Origin of the sequence: Capsulimonas sp., from assembly GCF_039929585.1 — a bacterium.
Classification (GTDB): domain Bacteria; phylum Armatimonadota; class Armatimonadia; order Armatimonadales; family Capsulimonadaceae; genus Capsulimonas.
In genome coordinates this window covers 47,623-67,285 of sequence record NZ_JBDSQY010000187.1, presented here as the reverse complement: position 1 = coordinate 67,285, position 19,663 = coordinate 47,623, and the positions used below count along the sequence as shown (strand labels likewise).

Annotated in this window: 17 protein-coding genes, 1 tRNA gene and 1 pseudogene; 14 read left to right on the top strand and 5 right to left on the bottom strand. The window is 57.1% G+C overall.

The annotated features are described in order from the left end of the window. Nucleotides 1-101: 101 nt before the first annotated feature. Complete coding sequence (gene polA, locus ABIZ35_RS13620) at nucleotides 102-2,810, bottom strand: DNA polymerase I (RefSeq protein ID WP_348220456.1); 2,709 nt, start codon at nucleotides 2,808-2,810, stop codon at nucleotides 102-104. A 156-nt stretch (nucleotides 2,811-2,966) separates the two neighbouring features. Here polA and ABIZ35_RS13615 point away from each other — a divergent pair, with 156 nt between their 5' ends. The 9 genes and pseudogenes from ABIZ35_RS13615 (at nucleotide 2,967) to ABIZ35_RS13575 (ending at nucleotide 13,748) form a co-directional block, all read left to right on the top strand. Beyond that, nucleotides 2,967-4,094: a 1,4-beta-xylanase gene (locus tag ABIZ35_RS13615; RefSeq protein WP_348220458.1), complete on the top strand. Its 1,128-nt coding sequence runs from the start codon at nucleotides 2,967-2,969 to the stop codon at nucleotides 4,092-4,094. 72 nt (nucleotides 4,095-4,166) lie between these two features. Next, the gene (gene purM / locus ABIZ35_RS13610; RefSeq protein ID WP_348220455.1) at nucleotides 4,167-5,213 is read left to right on the top strand and encodes a phosphoribosylformylglycinamidine cyclo-ligase; all 1,047 of its coding nucleotides are present in this window, start codon (nucleotides 4,167-4,169) and stop codon (nucleotides 5,211-5,213) included. Nucleotides 5,214-5,724: 511 nt separating this feature from the next. Then, nucleotides 5,725-7,098: a substrate-binding domain-containing protein gene (locus ABIZ35_RS13605; RefSeq protein ID WP_348220454.1), complete on the top strand. Its 1,374-nt coding sequence runs from the start codon at nucleotides 5,725-5,727 to the stop codon at nucleotides 7,096-7,098. Nucleotides 7,099-7,477: 379 nt separating this feature from the next. Then, nucleotides 7,478-7,747, top strand: a pseudogene (locus ABIZ35_RS13600) (prepilin-type N-terminal cleavage/methylation domain-containing protein); the annotation flags it as partial. Nucleotides 7,748-7,756: 9 nt separating this feature from the next. Continuing rightward, the gene (locus ABIZ35_RS13595) at nucleotides 7,757-8,263 is read left to right on the top strand and encodes an H-X9-DG-CTERM domain-containing protein (RefSeq protein ID WP_348220457.1); all 507 of its coding nucleotides are present in this window, start codon (nucleotides 7,757-7,759) and stop codon (nucleotides 8,261-8,263) included. A gap of 17 nt (nucleotides 8,264-8,280) precedes the next feature. Then, nucleotides 8,281-8,559 (top strand): hypothetical protein, encoded by a 279-nt coding sequence (locus ABIZ35_RS13590; RefSeq protein WP_348220453.1) that lies wholly within the window; start codon nucleotides 8,281-8,283, stop codon nucleotides 8,557-8,559. Between the two features lie 91 nt (nucleotides 8,560-8,650). Further along, nucleotides 8,651-10,084: an RICIN domain-containing protein gene (locus tag ABIZ35_RS13585; RefSeq protein ID WP_348220452.1), complete on the top strand. Its 1,434-nt coding sequence runs from the start codon at nucleotides 8,651-8,653 to the stop codon at nucleotides 10,082-10,084. Nucleotides 10,085-10,316: 232 nt separating this feature from the next. Then, the gene (locus ABIZ35_RS13580) at nucleotides 10,317-11,516 is read left to right on the top strand and encodes an alpha/beta hydrolase-fold protein (protein WP_348220451.1); all 1,200 of its coding nucleotides are present in this window, start codon (nucleotides 10,317-10,319) and stop codon (nucleotides 11,514-11,516) included. 276 nt (nucleotides 11,517-11,792) lie between these two features. After that, entirely contained in the window at nucleotides 11,793-13,748 is a 1,956-nt protein-coding gene (locus ABIZ35_RS13575) for a family 16 glycoside hydrolase (protein WP_348220450.1), read from the top strand. 739 nt (nucleotides 13,749-14,487) lie between these two features. Here the strand turns inward: ABIZ35_RS13575 and ABIZ35_RS13570 are convergent. Further along, nucleotides 14,488-14,862 (bottom strand): response regulator, encoded by a 375-nt coding sequence (locus tag ABIZ35_RS13570; protein WP_348220449.1) that lies wholly within the window; start codon nucleotides 14,860-14,862, stop codon nucleotides 14,488-14,490. Between the two features lie 49 nt (nucleotides 14,863-14,911). After that, the gene (locus ABIZ35_RS13565) at nucleotides 14,912-16,303 is read right to left on the bottom strand and encodes an Nramp family divalent metal transporter (protein ID WP_348220448.1); all 1,392 of its coding nucleotides are present in this window, start codon (nucleotides 16,301-16,303) and stop codon (nucleotides 14,912-14,914) included. A gap of 270 nt (nucleotides 16,304-16,573) precedes the next feature. Here ABIZ35_RS13565 and ABIZ35_RS13560 point away from each other — a divergent pair, with 270 nt between their 5' ends. Together ABIZ35_RS13560 and ABIZ35_RS13555 are read left to right on the top strand one after the other, a co-directional pair. Then, nucleotides 16,574-16,777: a hypothetical protein gene (locus tag ABIZ35_RS13560; RefSeq protein ID WP_348220447.1), complete on the top strand. Its 204-nt coding sequence runs from the start codon at nucleotides 16,574-16,576 to the stop codon at nucleotides 16,775-16,777. Nucleotides 16,778-16,815: 38 nt separating this feature from the next. Continuing rightward, nucleotides 16,816-16,890, top strand: a tRNA-Val gene (locus ABIZ35_RS13555). Nucleotides 16,891-16,962: 72 nt separating this feature from the next. Here ABIZ35_RS13555 and ABIZ35_RS13550 read toward each other — a convergent pair. Beyond that, a complete protein-coding gene (locus ABIZ35_RS13550; protein WP_348220446.1) occupies nucleotides 16,963-17,136 on the bottom strand; it encodes a hypothetical protein in 174 nt (57 codons plus the stop codon). A gap of 56 nt (nucleotides 17,137-17,192) precedes the next feature. Here ABIZ35_RS13550 and ABIZ35_RS13545 point away from each other — a divergent pair, with 56 nt between their 5' ends. Together ABIZ35_RS13545 and ABIZ35_RS13540 are read left to right on the top strand one after the other, a co-directional pair. After that, nucleotides 17,193-17,618, top strand: a complete 426-nt coding sequence (locus tag ABIZ35_RS13545; RefSeq protein WP_348220445.1) for a DUF6195 family protein — start codon at nucleotides 17,193-17,195, stop codon at nucleotides 17,616-17,618. A gap of 64 nt (nucleotides 17,619-17,682) precedes the next feature. Continuing rightward, a complete protein-coding gene (locus ABIZ35_RS13540; RefSeq protein ID WP_348220444.1) occupies nucleotides 17,683-17,922 on the top strand; it encodes a hypothetical protein in 240 nt (79 codons plus the stop codon). Nucleotides 17,923-17,976: 54 nt separating this feature from the next. Here ABIZ35_RS13540 and ABIZ35_RS13535 read toward each other — a convergent pair whose 3' ends face one another. Further along, nucleotides 17,977-18,921, bottom strand: a complete 945-nt coding sequence (locus ABIZ35_RS13535; RefSeq protein ID WP_348220443.1) for a ring-cleaving dioxygenase — start codon at nucleotides 18,919-18,921, stop codon at nucleotides 17,977-17,979. Between the two features lie 139 nt (nucleotides 18,922-19,060). On the opposite strand from ABIZ35_RS13535, the gene ABIZ35_RS13530 reads away from it, so the two are divergent. Beyond that, on the top strand, nucleotides 19,061-19,576 hold the full coding sequence (locus ABIZ35_RS13530) for a hypothetical protein (RefSeq protein ID WP_348220442.1): 516 nt from the start codon (nucleotides 19,061-19,063) through the stop codon (nucleotides 19,574-19,576). Nucleotides 19,577-19,663: the final 87 nt, after the last annotated feature.

Below are 19,663 nucleotides of genomic sequence, written 5' to 3'. Positions count from 1 at the left end.
CGCAAATGCCGATTATCGATCACAATATTTTCCGTCCGGCACGGACGGTTAGCCGAAGGCTCCCAGGCCCGGGTTTCATAACCGGGACAATTGGTGTAGGCCTAATCTATCGCCAACCCCTCCGCCTCGTCCAAATCCTCCAGCGGCGTCACTTCCCACCAGTTACGACCGGACTTCACTTCCACGCTCAGCGGCACGTCTAACGGAAACGCGGTTTCCATGCCCTCTTTCACCAGCGCCGCGAGCGCTCTCACTTCGCCTTCGGGACATTCGAAGAGCAGTTCGTCGTGGACCTGCAGGACCATCTTGGCGGCGAGTTTTTGATCGGTGAGCGCTTTGTCGACTTTCAGCATCGCAAGCTTGATGATGTCGGCGCTTGTCCCCTGGACCGGCATGTTCGCCGCTTCGCGTTCGGCGGCCTGACGGAACTGGTAGTTCGTGCTGTTGACCTCGGGGACATAGCGGCGGCGGCCAAGCATCGTCTGGACGTACCCCTTGGTGCGGGCGTCTTCGAGAATTTTTTCTAAGTATTCGCGCACGCCGGGATAGCTGGCGAGATATGTCTTGATCAGTTCGGAGGATATCGCCTGGCTGACGCCCAGCTCGGCGGAGACACGGAAGGCGCTGGCGCCGTAGATGACGGCGAAATTGATCGTCTTCGCCTGACGCCGCTGGTCGGAGGTGACGGGCTGCCCTTCGGGGATCTTGAAGATCAGGCGCGCGGTGCGGGAATGGATATCGTCGTGCGCGGCGAAGGCTTGAACGAGACCTGGGTCGTGTGTCATGTGGGCGAACAAACGCAGTTCGATCTGAGAATAGTCCGCCGAAACAAGCACATTGCCTGGAGACGCGACAAACGCCTTGCGGATTTCCCGACCGACTTCGGTACGGATCGGAATGTTTTGCAAATTGGGGTTGCTGGAGCTGAGACGCCCGGTGCTGGTCGCTGTTTGATTGAGCGACGTGTGAACCTTCCCCGTTTCTTTGTTGATCAGGGCCGGCAGCGCGTCGGCGTAGGTCGATTTCAGCTTGGACAGTTCGCGCCAGGCAATGATCTTGGAGGCGATCTCGTGGCCTTTCGCGGCCAGATCGTCTAACACTTCCGCGCCAGTGGAGTAGCCCGTCTTATTCTTCTTGCCAGCGGGCAGCTTGAGCTTGTCGAACAGGATTTCTTGTAACTTTTTGGTGGAGCCGATCGCGAACTCCTCGCCGGCGATGGCGTAGATCTCGGCCTCCAGACCGGCCATGAGTTCACCCAGGCGCTTGCTGGCGTCCTTGAGAATATCACCATTGACCGTGACGCCCGTGCGCTCGATACGCGCGAGAACATCCGCGAGCGGCAGTTCGATGTCGAACAAAATCTGTGTCAGCCCGTCGGATTCCAGGCGCGCCAACAACGGCTCGCGCAGAGCGGCAACGGCGGCGGCTTCGTCGGCAACGCTGGATTCGGGGTCGTCTTCGTCGAACAGAAGCTCCGTACCGGCGAAGTCGGCCGCAAGATCGCGCAGCGGGTATCCGATGCGCCCGGCATTCAGAAGATAGGCGGCAAGATGGGTATCGAATGTGACGCCGCGCACCATGACGCCATTGCGGCCCAGCACGCCGGTGACCAACTTCAGATCGTGGACGGTTTTCGGCTTATTTGCGTCTTCTAAGTAGGCTTTGAGAGCGGGCGAAGCATTGGCCCAATCGATATAAGCCCCCTCGCCTTCGATGGCCAAACCAACCCCCTTGAGATTCGCCTCCATCAAGGTCGCCTTCGCGGGTGTGAAGTAGAGCTGAAGGCCGATAGGAGTGTTGGCGGCCGTAAAGCGTTTCAGAACTTCATCGATCGCGGCGGCGTCAGTCGGAACAGTGTGTGTAATCTGAGAGCGCGTAGTGGGCGTGGCCGATGGCGCGGGAGGCGTCACGCCGCCCTTGGCGCGCTGGGCGGCTTCCAGGCCCGGCAGACGGCGCAGCAGGGTGTGGAACTCCAGCTTCTCGAACAGCGCACGCACGGCGGCGAAGTCGGGACCGTTCTCTTGATAGTTGGCGTTCAGGTCGATGTCGCCGAGTGGCACATCGCGCAGGATCGTCGCGAGACGCTTGCATTGCAGGGCGCCGTCGGTATGAGTGATCAAGGCGTCGCGCTGTTTGACCGGCAGCTCATCCACATGATAGATCAACTCTTCCAGCGTCTTGTACTGGCCGAGCAGCTTGGACGCGCCCTTTTCGCCGATACCGGGAACGCCAGGCAGGTTGTCGCTGGAATCGCCTTTGATGCCCTTAAGATCGGGGATTTGCGATGGGTCCAGGCCGTAGCGGTCCCGTACGGCTTTGGCGTCGTAGATCACAGTATCAGTGACGCCCTTGACCATCATCATCACTTTGACCGGGCCTTGATCGTCGTCTACCAATTGCAGCGCATCGCCATCGCCCGTCACGATCAGGACTTCGTAGCCTTCGTTCTTCGCGATTTCAGCCAGTGTGCCGACCGCGTCGTCGGCCTCCACGCCTTCAATCTCGATCACGGGGACATTAAACGCCGTGGCGGCGTCACGCGCGGGCTGGCGCTGGGGCTTCAGATCGTCGGGGATTGGTTTGCGCTGGGCTTTGTAGCTCGCGAGTTCTTTGTGCCGGAAGGTAGGCGTCGGATGATCGAAGGCGGCGAAGATCGCGTCAGGCTTTTCGCGCTCTAAAATCGTCAGAAGCATCATCACGAAGGCGAAGACAGCGTTCGTCGGCGTCCGATCCGAGGTGGACAGATACCGCATCGCGAAGAAGCCCCGGTAGAGCAGGCTGTTGGCGTCCAGAATCACAAGTTTCGGCATGCTCGGATTATACCCGCATTGGCGCAATGGCCCGCCGCACTTTGCCTTGGTTCTCACGGTGAACAAACCATGCAGGAACTGAATGTCGAAAAGACCAATTATTGACAGGCGCGCATTTTGAAGCGCGTAAGCGAGAGGAACAATTTGTTGAAATCTATGAAAAAGCCGCTGCAATTCTGCGCAATCTTCGCAATTGCCGTTCAGGCCGCAATCGGCGCGCACGCCGCGCCGACATGGTCCGAAACCAAAGCGAACGATTGGTACAAACAGCAGCCATGGCTTGTGGGGGCAAACTATACGCCGGCAACCGCCATCAATGAGCTGGAGATGTGGCAGCCCGACACCTTCGACCCCAAGACGATCGACCAGGAGCTGGGCTGGGCGCAGGGCATCGGCATGAACACGATGCGCGTGTTTTTGCAGGATCAGCTCTGGACGCAAGACCCCAAAGGGTTCAAAAAGCGGATCGGCGAGTTCCTCAAGATCGCGGACAAGCATAAGATCAAACCGCTGTTCGTGCTCTTTGATTCCTGCTGGGACCCAAACCCCAAGCTCGGCAAGCAGCACGATCCCGTCCCCGGCGTGCATAATTCCGGCTGGGTGCAGAGCCCCGGCGCGGATGAACTGCGGGACACAACACAGTATCCCAAACTTCACGCCTATGTGACGGGCGTCGTCGGAGCCTTCGCTCACGATCGCCGGGTCCTGGGCTGGGATGTCTGGAACGAACCCGACAACGGCAATGACGCCAGCTACGGCCCGAAGGAGCCCAAGAACAAAGTCGAGCTAATCACCGCCCTGCTGCCGCAGGTCTTTGAGTGGGCGCGCGAGGCGAAGCCCGATCAACCGCTGACCAGCGGCGTTTGGAAGGGCGATTGGTCCAACCCGGATACGATCGGGGCCATGGAAAAGCTTCAGCTCAGTGAATCCGATGTGGTCACCTTCCATAATTACGGCTCCGGCGAAGACTTCGAACGGTGCATAAAGTCGCTTCAGCGCTTCAATCGGCCCATTCTCTGCACCGAGTATATGGCGCGCGGCGCGAACAGCACCTTCCAGGGATCATTGCCAATCGCGAAACAATACCGCGTCGGCGCGATGAACTGGGGCCTGGTCGCGGGCAAAACCCAGACCTTCCTGCCCTGGGACTCATGGCAGCATCCCTACACCGATCGAGATCCGGCGATCTGGTTCCATGAGGTCTTCCACACCTATGGGGCTCCATATCGTCCCGCCGAGACCGTCTTTATCAAAGAGATCACGGCTTCGGTCAACGGAGAGTAACGAGCGGAACCCTACGATCCCCACCCCGCCGCGGTACGCGTTGTTGCGGCTGGCTGTGCTATAATACAGGCCATGAGTGAAGTTAAAGAGCAGAGCGCTTACGCGCGGGCGGGTGTGGATATCGATGCGGCGACGGACGCCGTGGACCGGATGAAGGCGCATATTAAAAAGACGCTGACGCCGGGCGTGCTGACCGGCGTCGGCAGCTTTGGCGGCATGTTCGCGCTGTCGTCGCTGGGCGCATTGCAGGACCCCGTACTGGTCTCCAGCATCGACGGCGTCGGCACCAAGCTCAAGATCGCCTTTGCGACCAACCGGCACGACACCATCGGCCGTGACCTCGTCAACCACTGCATCAACGATATTCTCGTGCAGGGCGCCCGTCCCCTATTCTTCCTAGATTATTTCGGGACCGGCAAGCTCCAGCCCCACGTCGCGGAAGCCGTGGTCAAGGGCCTCTCAGACGGCTGCCAGGCCGCAGGCTGCGCCCTGATCGGCGGCGAGACCGCCGAGATGCCCGGCCTGTACGGCGACGGTGAATACGACCTCGCCGGCAGCATTGTCGGCTTGGTGGAGCGCGCGAAGATTGTCGACGGTTCCCAAGTCGCCCCTGGCGACGTCCTCATCGGCCTCGCCTCCGACGGCCTGCACACCAACGGCTACTCACTCGCCCGCCAGGCCCTCTTACACGACGGCCAATTGCCGCTTGAAGAGCCCCTGACGGAACTAGACGGAGCCACCTTGGCCGATGTCCTCTTAGCGCCCCACCGATGCTACGCCCCACCGGTCCTCTCCTACCTGGAGACGAACCGTGTGCACGCCATGGCGCACATCACCGGCGGCGGCTTCCTGGACAACATCCCGCGCGTGCTCCCCGCCGGCGTCGGCGTCCACATCGACCGCAGCACATGGACCGTCCCGCCAATCTTCGCCCTGATCGAAAAGCTCGGCGGCGTTTCGAACTACGAGATGCACCGCGTGTTCAACATGGGAATTGGTTTTGTCTTAGTCGTTCCGGCGGAAGACGCCGACGCGGCGATCGCGTACTTTGAGGCGGCTGGGGAAAAGGCCGTGAAGCTGGGCGAAGCGATTGTTGGGGACGGGGTTACGCTGGGGTAAGACCTATTCCCCGTTCGTCCCTATTCCCCCACTCGCTTATGCTCGTCTCCCCCTTTTTCCCAACAAGCTGCTTCGCAGGGTAAAAGGGGTGCTCATCATTAAGTTCCATTCACTCGTCACAGCACCGTGAGGATTTAAGTCGCCATTGCCAATAGCTCTCCTCATTTGTTCAGTTAGAGCTGGGGTTTCAATCCGGGTTAAGGATAGATTAAAGCCTGCGGCTTGAATCCATGTGAACAGAACGGAGAAACCAAGTGACGAAGAAGACCGAAACACGAGGTACGGAAACATCAGGCGATGCCAATGGTGCGCACCTCGAGGCGTGAAGCGAAGACATTCGCCAAAATAGCGGAACTAACCGCATAATTTATCGAAGGCAGGCTACCATTCTCATCAGGGTATGGGACAGAAACGGTTGCCGACGAAACTACGCTCTTGATCACTTACGGGAGTGTAAAATGAAGTGTGCTTTTGCTTGGAACTTAAATCTGGAGGCTATAATGATCGCAGGATGACCGACCAAGAGATCTCATGTCCATTTTGCGATAAGGGCAACCGCCAGGTAAAAGCTGGCGCCCACCTCGGGGCGCAGCGTTACAAGTGCATGCACTGCAACCGTCGCTATATCCCCACGGCGACCAGACATACCCACACTGCTGATATACGGCGCAGCGCGCTTGAGCTCTACGAGGGCGGCGTCACCCCGCGTGACGTCGCGCGGCAGCTCGAACTCAGTCCACACACGCTGACCAAGTGGATCCGCGCGGCCAAGCAGGACGCGGGCGTGAATTCGCCGCCGCCTGCACCGGAACCGCCCCGTATGCCGATCGCCTCATCAAAGCGGCGCATGACCATTGTGGACGTGGCGGAACACGCCGGCGTGTCCATTTCCACAATATCGAATTATCTCAACAATAAGGGCCGAATGGCGGATGAGACGCGCGACCGCATCGCGGCATCCATGAGCGAATTGCGCTTTACGCCTAACTCGCTGGTGCGCGCGATCCGGCAGCGCCGGACTTATATTCTCGGAGTCGTAACGTTCGGCCTCCACGACTTGAACAAAAATCTCGGCGAGAACCCGACCCCCGCTCTGCTTGCCGGGATCAACAATGCCGCCTATAGTCACCGCTACAATCTGCTCGTCTATACCGACATCGGGAACCGGATGTCCGCGCTGCAGTTTCTCGATGGGCACATTGACGGCCTGATCTGGGCGGCGCCTTCGATTGACGAACCGCAGCTAAAGATGCTCGCGGAAGTCGGTTTTCCCACCACCGTCCTTCTCTCAAATAGGACGCCGCCAGGGATCGGCTCGGTGGCGGTCGACAACGTGAACGGATTCCGAATACTCGTCGAACATCTGGCGGCTCATGGACACCGCCGGATCGCGTACCTGGGACCATCAAATCAGTCGGACTATCAGGAGCGCATCAAGGGCTATCGCCTAGGGATCGTGTCGGCCGGCATTCCGTGGGATCCTCATCTCGTGATCACCAGTGCAGCCATTACCAAGAACTGGATGCATATGGACACAAGCGCATACCAGGCGGCAATTCAGCGCATCCTAAAGATGCGCGACGCTCCTACCGCATTGATGCTTGGCGACGACGCCTGGGCGGCGTGGGCGATCCGCTATCTTGCGACGCTGGGCGTACGCGTTCCACAAGATCTTGCCATTACAGGCTTCGACGACAATGCGGCAGCGCTCTCGGTTCCAGGAGGGATCACCACTATCCATCAGGATTTCTATCGGATCGCCGAAATCGGGACAGAGTTGCTGATGCAACTCATCGAGGGAAAGTCCCCCACTGCACAGAGCGCCGTAGTTCCCTGCTCGCTTGTGGTGCGTAATTCCACAGCCAGAGTCCTTACTCCGTCGTAATTACCCACAGCAATGCGTTGCCGCTATCCGTTGCATTCTGGAGACAGAATATATCCACAAAGGAAAATTCTATATCCATTTTGGAACACGCGCCTTGTTATCCTTTATAATAATTCTGATTATTTCCCGATAAACAAGCCAAATACGTAGAATTTGTCCTTGACAAACGGGTTATGCTGTGATAGACTGGCTCGTGAGATAAATCCGTTATACCATTGAGAGCAGGTGCGACTGGCTGGAGCAGTCACAAGTAACCACTGCCGATCCTAAGACGAACACGCTTACCATTGGCATAACGCCGCAGGCAATTCTCTGTATACAAGTATTGCCGTTACTTTAGTCTGTGTACGATAAAGTAACAGATCCAGGAGACTTTTACATGCATCGCCCAAGAACATCGTATTTCGCTTTCACTCTTATTGAACTACTTGTTGTTATAGCGATAATAGCTATACTCGCTGCAATTCTCTTCCCCGTATTCGCCAAAGCTCGGGAGAAAGCAAGGCAGATCACGTGTCTGTCCAACGAAAAGCAGATCGTATTAGGCGTATTGCAGTACAACCAGGACAATGATGAGACATACCCTGGCGGCCAAATGTACGGCGAAGAAAATTGCAGCTGGACGAAGGAAATTCAGCCTTACATTAAGAACGGGGCTGTGCAATCCACAGCCTTTGGCGTGGGTTATGGCGGGGGCGTGTTCACATGTCCGTCCAGCAAACTGCCCCTCTACCAGTCCTACTCCATGCGCGGCGACCTGTTCCCTAACTTCTGGCCCAACTCGCCGTTCCACGCCGTGACAACGGCTGCAGTCGACTCGCCCTCAACCCACATCATGGCGGAAGAGGTAGGCGACCAAGCGGTCTACGACGGCATGGAGTTCATGTTCGACACGCACGTCTGGTTCTGGGCGTCTAACAACATCGACTGGGCCAACATCGAGAACACTACGACGCCAGATGTGGCGAACAGCCGCGACTGTGACGAGACCGGTCCGGGAGTCAACTGGAACTGGCAGCGATGTTCGCAGTTTCCACGGTATCGCCACAACGGCGTCTCGAATTTCCCATTCCTGGACGGTCATGTGAAGGCGATCTCGAAGGGGCGCCTCGACTACGGACACAATGTCTACAACGCGCAAACCGACGACAACAGCTTCGGCTAGTCGTTGAGGATCTGAAGATGATGAAACTGAGAACAGGTTCTCTCGCCACGATGTCTTTGGCTGTTATCGCGTTTACCGCGGGATGCAGTCGTCAGCAGGCGGGAGCGCCGCCGCCGCGGATCTCTCCCGAGGCCGTACCGGCAACCGCCGGTACGGTGCAGCAGGGAGCGCTTCCCGACTCGATGCCGCCCGAAATGCGTGCTCAGGCCGAAGCTGCGCGCCAGTCAGCGATCCAGAACCAGCTGGACAATGCCCGAAAACTCTCCGCGACACGTTCGCCAACCGGAAAGAAATAGGCTACCGCCGCTCCGGTGGTTGGGACCGGAGCGACAGTCTTATCGTCCACTCCAGCGGTGCCGCTGGCGTATTCTCAATGAAGGAGTCTATATGCTAAGAGTAAAAACAACAATCGCAATATTATTTGCGGCGAGCCTGTGCGCGACCGTTCCGGCAAAAGCCCAGCTTATTGGTGGGAACTATGTCAAGGGCGCTAACTTACCCTGGCTCGACGGCCATTACTCGTACTACCTCGGTGTGGATCCGCACAATCCTAGCTACGGGTGCGCGTATAACTCCGGGAGCATGAATGCGCATTTCGCCGACATGCACAACATGGGAATCACGGTCGTCCGTCTCTGGATCAACCAGTCCGACCAGGGCTGCACGATCGACGGCAGCGGCAATACAACCGGCGTTACCTCGCTGTTCTGGACCAATCTTGACGACACCGTTAGGCTCGCCGGCAATAATGGGATCAAACTCTATCTCACTCTCAACAACGGTCGCGCCGACTTCCTGACCAACGGCGCACTGCTGAATAACTACATCAACAACGCGCTCAAACCCCTCATTCAGCGATACAAAGGCGATAGCAGGATCTGGGCGATTGACGCCATGAACGAAATCGACGGAGTTGTCGGCGGACCTGACGGCAACTACGGAAGCGGCCCGAGCTGGTCACAGGCGCAATCCTATATACGGAGCATCGTCTCCGCCGTTCACAGCGTCGATCCCGGCCGTCTTGTGAGTTGCTCCACCGGCTGGCATACCTGGAACAACCTTGGATACTTCAAGGGACAAGGGCTCGACTTTTATGACTTCCACCTCTACAACGACAATGGCTACATCCCAACCGCATCCAGCCTCGGCATGGATAAGCCTGTTTATGTCGGAGAAACGGGGCAGTCCACCAATTCCTGGAATGACTCGCTCCAAAACACGGAGATGGCCAACATCCTATCAAACTCGAACAATGGATATGCAGGCATTGGAATATGGGATTATGATTACGCCGGATCCACCGACATTCACACGATGCTCTACGCAAATGGGAGCTGGCGGCCAGTCTGCAATACGATCAAGAACTTTACGTATACCGGGGGCGGCTCATCCAACCTGATCGCCAATGGAACCTATACCATCGTCAACAAAAACAGCGGCATGGCTCTGGACGATCCCGGCGGCTCGACGGCCGACAGCACGGCTATCAACCAGTGGTCGGTCAATGGAGGGTCTAACCAGAGGTGGCAGCTCACCAATCTCGGCGGTAATGTTGTGGAACTCATTAATGTCGCGAGCGGCAAGGCGCTCGACGTCACCGGTGCGTCGACGACCGCGGGAGCGCTAATCGACCAGTACACGTGGGGCAACAACGCCTGGCAGAAGTGGAACATCGTCTCCATGGGGAGCGGCTACTACAAAATCACGAGCAACTATAGCGGCCTCGCCCTCGATGTCGCCAGCGCGTCAACCACAGCAGGAGCCTCTGTTGACCAGTGGACCTGGAGTGGCAATGCGAACCAGCTCTGGAAGTTCCAGTAAGAGCGAACATTAGACACAGCGGGCGCTCGCCAGAGCGAGCGCCCGTACCCTGACATCCACTCAGTGGCTTCCTGTGCCGGTAAGTTGGGCTGTCGCCCCCTCATTTGTACCGATATTTCGACTCTCCCATTCGGATCGTCGTTCCGCAGGTCGAACAGAGCCCATACGGCGCAGAAATCGTTGCATGGGCGGAAGAACGACTGCTTAGTTCCTATCGAAAGGAGAATTTACCATGCCCGCACCACCGGTACGCATCCTACGGACACTCCCCGCCATCATCGCGTATGGACTTACGACGCTCACCGGTTCTGTCATTGTCAGTTCCGTAAAGGCTCAAACCCCGCCAACTCCGGCACAAACACCGGTCATCGTTTCGCCGGAAGTCTCGGCGGATCATCATATTACGTTCCGGTTAACGGCTCCTAAGGCCGATACCGTCAGGCTAATCGGCGGTGACATCGCAGGCTCGGGCTCCGTAATGAGCAAGAACGAAGATGGAACCTGGGAAGTTACCCTCGGCCCCGTCGATCCCGGCCCCTATCGATATAGCTTCGAAGTAAACGGAGTTCCCGTCTGCGACCCGCGAAGTCCATCGGTTAGCCTGGCAAACGGTAATGTATGGAGCCTGGTATATGTTCCCGGTTCTAAGTTTATGGATACCGGCGAGGCGCCCCATGGCGCCGTAGCATCTGTAAATTACTACTCCGCCTCTCTTGCCTTAACACGCCGTATGCACATATACACCCCGCCGGGCTATGAGCGGGGCAAAGGCAAATATCCGGTGCTTTACTTGTTGCACGGAGCCGGCGATAGCGACGACTCCTGGCCATCGGTGGGGCGCGCCGGATTTATCCTGGACAATCTGATTGCGCTGGGCAAAGCGAAGCCGATGATTGTGGTGATGCCTGCGGGACATACTCCAAGAACGCCGGGCATCACCATGAATGGGATGTCCGATGAGTTTCTTAACGATTTCGTCGGCGACATTATGCCGTATGTCGAAAAGAACTACCGCGTTATTAATGACCGCGACCATCGCGCCATCGCCGGGCTCTCCATGGGCGGCTGGCAGACGCTCAATATTGCAGTGGCTCATCTCGATACGTTCGCGTATGTGGGGGTTTTCAGCTCCGGCCTGTTCGGCATTGCGCCGCGAGCGGGCGCCAATAGCGCGACAGTGTCTCCCAACTCGCACTTCACCTGGGAAGACCAGCATATATCGGACCTGAACAATACCGATACGAAAAAGGGCCTGAAACTGCTCTGGTTTAAAACAGGCGTGGACGATTTCTTGCTGGGCACGACGACGGCGACCGTGGAGCTCTTTCGGCGACATGGTTTCGATCCGGTGTTCGGCCAGTCGCCCGGCGGCCATACCTGGAGCAATTGGCGCAAATACCTGGTAGAGTTTGCGCCGCAGCTATTTCAATAGAATGACGGCCTATCGCTAAAAGAACGGGCGCACTTCGGCGGCTTCCACGGCTTTACCCAGACGCGAGAGCCGCCGGATCCCGGATGATATCACGGGCAAAGCCTTGGATGTAAACCCGCGATACAGATGAGCTTGCGTAACATCAGTTACCAGGTGAAAGAACTATAAACATTGATCTCGAAATTTATCTTAAGTATCGGTATCACAGTGCTTTCGGGCCTAACGCTGCCGAGTTTGTCACACGCTCAGGCGGCCTCAACCTCAACGAGTAGCACCATGATCGAACTGAACGGGACAGCTGGTGGCGACCGGTTCGACGGGATCGGCGCCGTCAGCGGCGGCGGCGCTACATCGGTTCTCCTGAAGGACTATCCGGCGAAACAGCGAAGCGAAGTGCTGGACTTGCTGTTCAAGCCGCAGTTCGGCGCTTCGATTTCGACATTGTACGTCGAAGTGCCAGGCGACGGCAACAGCACGCAGGGCACGGAGCCAAGCCATATGCACTCTAAAACCGAAGAGAACTACTATCGCGGCTATGAGTGGTGGCTGATGAAGGAAGCCAAGAAGCGAAACCCGACGCTCAGCCTCGATGCCTGTGCGTGGGGTTGTCCGGGCTGGGTCGGTAACGGCAACTTCTGGTCGCAGGATATGTGCGACTACTATGTCAAGTGGATCAAGGGGCTCAAGAGTGCGCACGGAATTACGCTAGACGCCATTGGATGCCGCAACGAAAAGGGCGTCAACGAAGACTTTATCAAGATGTTCCGCAAAACTCTGAGCAGCCACGGCCTGAACGCGGTTAAGCTGCATGGCTTTGACAACTGGGGCGACAAGAAGTGGGACTGGTGCAAGGATCTGCTCACCGATCCCGAACTGGCAGCGTCCGTTGACGCCATCAGCAACCACACCATGACCGAGGTCGGCACGCCTGCGTCGGTCCGTCAGATCAGCAAAGATTTGCACAAGCCGATCTGGAACAGCGAGGAGCATGTGTACAAGGACGGATTTGATTGTGAAATCAGCATCGTCCAGGCGTTCAATAAGAACTATATTCGCGACGGCGTTACCAAGATCACGAACTGGTACCTCGTGGCTTCCGTGTACGACACCGAGCCTTATGGGGTGCAACCCTCTATGCTGATCGCTAATTCGCCGTGGAGCGGCGAATATAGCATTCGGCCCGCGCTGTGGGGGTATGCACACTATGGCCAATTTACCAAACTTGGCTGGGAATACCTGAACGGCGGCTGCGCCAATCTGGCCGATGGCGGCAGTTATGTGACGCTCAAATCGCCGGGCTCCGACTACAGTGTTATCGCCGAAACCAAAGGCGCATCCCAGCCGCAGACTGTGCACTACCATGTCAGCGGCGGTCTATCAACTGGCAAGCTCTGCGTCTGGCGCAGCAACGCTACCGAGCAGTTTGTAAGACTGCCGGATATTCAGCCTGTGAATGGCGCCTTCTCGATAACGTTAGAGCCTGACGCCATCTACTCGCTGTCCACCACGACCGGCCAGCAGAAAGGCTCGTTCGAGCCGACTCCGCATGCGGCCTTCCCGCTTCCGTATCATGAGACATTCAACCACTACTCCACCGCCAAGGCGTGGGGTTACCTGCCTCACTATACGGCCGATATCGTGGGCGTTTTCGAACTGGCGGATCGGCCGGACCATAAAGGCGGCTGCCTGCGACAGGTGATCGGTGACAAGGCGCAAAGCTGGGCTCCGGAATGGATGCCTTATACCGTGATTGGCGATTCTGACTGGAAAGACTATGAAGTGAGCGTGGAAATGCTGCTGGACAACGGCGGCTCGGCCGGCCTGCTGGGCCGTGTCATCAGCACCGGCAATGGCTGGAACAACTCGCCCAAAGGCTACTACATGACCGTGAGCGCCGATGGCAGCGTGGACTTGCGCTCGTCCACGCAAGCCGGCAACAACCCGCCGGGTGATCAACTCGATTCGGGGACAGTCCCACAGTTCGATTCCAAAGTCTGGCACACGATCAAGCTCCGATTTGTCGGCGGCCGTATCGACGGATTTGTTGACGGCAAACAGGTCGTCAAAGCGGATAGCACGGTATGGGATCATGGCATGGTCGGCCTACTCACTGGCGGATTGGACGACAAGCGCAACACGGCGTTATTTGATAACCTGATCATTAATACGATCGACGGTTCGCTACCGCCCGCGACGGTGTTTGCGCAGGATATCAGCCCGATGTATAAATAACGACAGAACGATGGCAGTGGAAGTATCAAGAGGGCTTGGCCAACCGGCTCGCCATTTTAAGATATCTGGCGAGCCGTAATTATTCGGTTCCTAAAAATAGCGCGCTACTGTATCTGCTGACGTGAAGCCAATGGTTGGCGGGTCTGTCAAATAAACAGTGCTTTTGCTTTGAAAATTAATCGTTGAGTTTGCCCCGTCCCTCGAAAACGATCGATAACTGCGTCCGGATTTGCCCTCCAATGGACAATGCGCATCGTCCATTCTATGAACTGTTTAAGCTTAAGGTGGTTGCGTGAATGCATAAAATCACATGCCAAGAGTGTGCAAAGAACACAGTGGGAGGATAGACTACGAGTGCGCGCCCCTACCCTCCAAAGAGCAAGGACTGAGACGCCACTCGATACCGCCGCTAAAGCGTAAAATTACTATTCATCATAGAAAAGGTTTTATTTGCAGAAGAACTCACCGCCGCCGAGAAGCAAAGGGGCCTCGCTGGTATCGTCCAGTATGTCAAACCGACCGAACACCGCGTTGAAATACAGCTAAGGGGCTCACTGAACAAATGAGACTTTTCATTCTTCACACCTACTTGTCGAGCGAGCAAGGACAATAATTATCAGCACCCCTTTTACCCTGCGAAGCCGCTTGTTGGGAAAAAGAGCGGGCGCCCCTTGGGCGGACGCGCTAAAGCGCCTGGGGAATAGGGACTAATGGCAAATAGGAACGAACGGAATAGAGCCTACTCCGCCTCCCCCAAATACTTATTCACCACCCGCACCAGATGATCCGGGCCGAACGGCTTGGTGATGTACTCGTTCACCCCCACATCCATTCCCTTTTGAATATCCTCTTCCTGGGCCTTCGCGGAAAGCATAATGATCGGCATCTCGCACGTCTCCGGATCCGCCCGCAGAGTGCGGGCGACTTCGTAGCCGTCAATACGCGGCATCATGATGTCCAATAAGACGAGATCGGGTTTGTGCTCGCGGACCTGGGCGAGAGCTTCCTCGCCATTGACCGCGACCAGCATTTGATGTCCCTGCCGCGCGAGAATGAATTCCATCAGGCGGACGATCGGCGGCTCGTCGTCCACTACGAGTATCTTGTAGGGCATAATATTCTATCTTTTCTCAACGGATTGTACCATACTTGGCGCCCAATGTTCAGACCGGATGGATCGCCGTCCAGACCTGTCGGAGCAGCAGGAAGAGCGACAAGGATGCGGCGATCACCGTGGTCGTCCACGCAACAAAATTCATGCCGATCGAGTTTTTGTGATGGCCCATGATGCGTCGCCGATTAATCAAGATGAGCATCAGGATCAGCTCCACCGGCAGCAGAGCGCAGTTCACAATCTGAGCATTCAGAATGATCTGGATCAGGTTGGAATGCGCGGGCAGGAACATGATCAGCAGGCCGCTCATTAAAATCAAGGCGCCGTAGGTGCCATAGAACAACGGCAGTTCGCGGATGCGCCGGCCCAGGCCGCTCTCCCACCCCAGCGACTCCGTGACCGCGTAAGCCGAGGACAGCGGCACGACCATCGCGGCCATCAGCGAGGCGTTCAGCAGGCCGAAGGCGAACAGGATCGATGCGTACTTGCCGGCAAGCGGCTGAAGAGCGACGGCGACTTGGCCGGCGCTTTCGATATGCGTGATTCCGGCGCCGTGCAGCTCCTTCGCGCAGGTTATGACGATAAACATCGCGACGATGGACGACAGCAGGCAGCCCAAAATGGTGTCCCATTTCGCCAGCGCGTAGTCCTTCATCGAGATGCCCTTGTCGCGGACAGCCGACTGCTGATAGAACTGCATGTACGGAGAAATCGTCGTGCCGATCAGCGTCACGATCATCACGATCAAATCCCCGCTCCAGGGAAGTTTGGAGAGCGGCGGCAGAAACGTCGCGTGCAGGACTTGTCCCCACGGAACACCGATTTTGAGCGCCGTCACGATATATGTCAGGAATATCAGCGAGGCAATGAGGAAGACACGCTCAATCTTCTGATACGATCCCCGCGAGACGACACCCCAGACAATCAGCATGGCGACCGGCACGATAATCTTGCGCGCGGAGTGGCCCAAAAACATTTCGCCCACGGCCGCAATGCCTGCGAATTCCGACACGGTGATGGCGAAGTTGGCGATCAGCAAAACGATCATGGCGAACATCGTGACTTTGAGCCCGAAGTTTTCGCGGATGAGGTCGGCGAGGCCCTTGCCGGTGACGGCGCCCATGCGCGTGCACATCTCCTGCACGACGATCAAGCCGATCGTCACGAGGGCGAGGCACCACAGAAGCGTATATCCGTACGTAGCGCCGACTTGGGAAAAGGTGGTGATGCCGCCGGCGTCGTTACCAGCCGCAGCGGAAATGATGCCGGGACCGAGGACCGAAAGCAGGGCAAGCCAGCGCGACCGCCGCCTGGGCGCCGGAGCGGGGCTCGGCGTGCTGGAGACGGACCCGGACGAGGCCGGCGGAGGCGTGGCCGACGACGCCGACATGGTGGCGAGCGGCGACCCTTCCGCTTCGCGAATGTCGCGTGGCTCGGGCATGGGCGTTATTCATCGACGAGCCGCTCCGGTGAGCGGGCTCCTGCGAACGATTGTGGCTGGGACTGTGACTGTCCATGGGATTGATTTTTCGGACGCCGGGAACGATCTGTATGAGGACGACATTATAACCCTGACGCGCCAAGTGATTGTAGCCGCGAGGCGTATGTTTTGTCAACGCCTCCGTTGGGGATAACGTGGGGATAATCACGCATAAACGCGCATCTGCCGGTATAACCGAGAAATCTACGGTTATTTAGAAAAGATACAGTCATGAACAAGGATGTACAGGCGTTGATCTACGGATCCAGCCTTCTCTCAATCGTCGCCGCGATCTACATATTCGTCAGCGGCAAACGCGATTTGGGTATTTTCGTCGGCCTTTGGGCCCCCACAATCTTGAGCCTCGGCGCATTTTTCAATACGGAGCGACCACCGTTCAAAACAGATTCGGCTCAACCGGGCGAGAAGGCTTGACTTCCGCAACAAGCGGGGGTATACTCATTTTCGTTCTCGGGCGGTTGGCGCAGTGGTAGCGCACTTCGTTGACATCGAAGGGGTCACAGGTTCAAATCCTGTACCGCCCACCATAACGCAAGAGCCCGCTCATCCATCGCTGGATCGGCGGGTTTTTGTTTTTCTATCCATCATACATATTGTCTTTAAATCGCCGCTTCTACGCCTATCAAAATCCACGGCAAGACCCCGTTTGAAGTCTTACCTTCACGTTGATATCCTAAAAGACTTCTAGTTTCTTTGCCGATAATTATGCCGGGCTGATAAATAAATTCGTTGCGCCTCGCTTGCTTGCAGGATTTTTTCTTTTTTTGTTGCAATTCTCTCTTTTCGCACCAACCATTGGCGGCCTCCGAAGAGGGAACAGGAGAATTGCATGTCGGATTGGAAAGAAGCGGCGATCAGCGCCTATGAATCGGATAAAGAATCGAAGCTTCAGCGGCTTCAAATGATACGTGTGAAGCAGGCCAGCCAGTTTCGCGAGAATCTATCGCAGCTGCTTCAAACCGAGATTGAGGAAGACGCAATCACCATTCCCGGCGCGGACAAGACCGGATGGCCGGAAGCCGAAATGGGCGAAGTGACATTCGTCTGCGAGTCTGGCGCCGAACATGTCGATATCCGCTACTCCTGCCTGCAATGCGGCCAGGTGATTGTGGAGCGCGTCACGAACCTCACATCCGTCGGACGCATCCTCAGCGGCGACATCGAGCACAAATGCCACGAAGCCGTTGCCACAGATCAAACCGAGCACACGCCGGAACAGCAATTAATCAACGCCCTCAGGGCCGTTCTTTCATAGGGAAGCGCGGCGCGGGGCCAGCAAATGGTCACACGCCTTCGGTGGACCGTCAAAGGAGAAACCGATGGCTACGAACCATGGAACTACAAAAACCGTCGAGGAAATCGGCGATCATCTTTACCGGGTGACATTCACCACACAAGATGAATCCGCGCGCCTGTTTTGCATCGTAACCGGCCGCTTGACTGCGGACGGCTCGGTCAACCTCGGCAACATTGAATATGGCCGCCCCGGCAATATGCCGGTGCTGGTGGATAAAATTCGCGAAGAAGCGATCGCAGAAATCAAGGCGAAGGCCGCTTAGTAGAATGGCCGGCGATGGAAGTCGCCGGCCATTCTCGTATCAAATTCCCTCAAGTCACAGCGGCTTCAGACCGGCTTCGATCTGTGCCCGATGCGGCTCAAGGAATGGCGGCAGCGCAAGCGCTTCTCCCATGTGCTCTTTCGATTCGTCCGTTGCGAAGCCGGGACCGTCCGTGGCGATCTCGAACAGAACGCCGTTCGGCTCGCGGAAGTAGATCGACTGGAAGTAGAACCGGTCGATCTGGGACGACGCCTGCAATCCCGCCGCCGTAATCCGCTTCAGCCACTCTCGCTGCTCCTCGGCATTGGGCGTCCGGAACGCAACATGGTGCACGCCGCCAGCGCCCTGCCGCGCCTGCGGCAAGTCGGAGCGCTCGATCAGATGCACTTCCGTCCCAGCCCCACCCGCTCCCGTCTCATAAACCACGGCGTCATACCCGTCGGCAGTTTTGTACGTTCTGGTCTGGCGGAAGCTCAGCACGTCCGTCAGCACCTTCGCCGTCGCCGCCGCGCGGCGCACGGTGAGCGTCACCGCATCCAGACCTTTGATCCCCTGCTCCACCGGCACGGGGCTCTTATCCCATGGCGTTCCGCCGGGAGCGCCGTCGTCCGTCACCAGCGCCAAACGCTGTCCCTCGGGATCGGTGAATGTCAGCCGCGCCCGCCCCGAAATCTTCTCAATCTCGCCGTGCGGGACGCCTAGACTATCAAAGCGCGCCGCCCACCAATCCAGCGCCTCACGGCTTGCCACGCGCAGAGCTGTCGTCGAAACATCTCCCGCTCCAGGACGATGCGGCGCGGACAGGGACCAGTCAAAGAACGTCATATCCGTCCCGGCGTTCCCAGCCTCGTCGGCGTAGAAAAGATGATACGCAGACACGTCGTCCTGGTTCACCGTCTTCTTCACCAAACGCATGCCCAGCGTCTGTGTATAAAACGCCAAATTCTCCGAGGCGACCTTCGTAATCGCAGTCACATGATGCAGGCCAGTCAGTTCCATATCAGCGCTCCTTTGCTCTTGCGAGCGACAAATCAATCAATGTTAATTTGCTCAACATTAAACTAACATACTCACCAGACAATAGGTTCCCGAACGAATAGGATGATATAATACTTCATTGGCGCCTTAGGTGGATACGATGACAATCAGGCAAAGCTATCGATATATCGGCGCCGACGATCTCCTGGATCTCAACACCGATCGCCAATGCGTGCGGCGGCAAGCAGATGTTTTGTCCTGGATTGCCACAACATCACAGCGTCTTCAGAACCAGTCCATCACAGCGACTTTTGTAATCGATACTGAAGGCTGGCTCTGGATCGCCGACCGCCGTTCCGAACATGTCGCCTGCGCACGCGGCGGCCGCGTGCTTTCGGCTGGAGAAATGACGTTCGACATGCAGAACGGCGTTTCCGTTACTGATGCCACCAATCAGTCGTTAGGATATTGCCCCGAACCTGAGTCATGGCTCGCCGTCGCCGACGCGCTGACACGCGCCGACATTCCGGGTCCACCGGACTTTACTAACGCATATATTATTCGGCTTTGTGAGACGTGCAAAACGAAGAATATCGTCAAAGAGGGCGTCTTCGAATGCGAAGTGTGTGAAAGCGCCCTGAGCGGTCAATGGAATCTTGATCCTGCATGCGTGTAAATGCCCTCTCGCTAAAAGTCCGTGAACATGACGCGACGCACTTCTTCGATAGTGGTTATACCGGCGACGACCTTACTCACGCCATCC